Raw genomic sequence first — 267 nt, 5'->3', positions numbered from 1 at the left:
TCACCGTGCGCCCTTATTAACTTAACCTAAAAGTTAAAAAGTTCTTACGCATACAACCGAAGTTGTATGTTGAATTACTTGAATGTTATTGCTTTCAATGTCGTTTTATCCAGTTTTCAAAGAACAAGTATTTGCTTGCGACGAGTAATCGCAGGAGCAAAAAATAAAATACTCAATGAAGAGTATATTGGTGGAGCCTAGCGGGATCGAACCGCTGACCTCCTGCGTGCAAGGCAGGCGCTCTCCCAGCTGAGCTAAGGCCCCTAA

1 tRNA gene is annotated in these 267 nt (G+C 42.7%); it reads right to left on the bottom strand.

What is annotated here, in order from left to right:
* Positions 1 to 188 precede the first annotated feature (188 nt).
* Positions 189 to 264, bottom strand: a tRNA-Ala gene (locus tag M9R32_RS16045).
* Positions 265 to 267: the final 3 nt, after the last annotated feature.

Origin of the sequence: Paenisporosarcina quisquiliarum (genome assembly GCF_027563315.1) — a bacterium.
Lineage (GTDB): Bacteria > Bacillota > Bacilli > Bacillales_A > Planococcaceae > Paenisporosarcina > Paenisporosarcina quisquiliarum.
The sequence above is the reverse complement of the archived record's forward strand: the minus strand, read 5'-3'. Positions and strand labels throughout refer to the sequence as shown.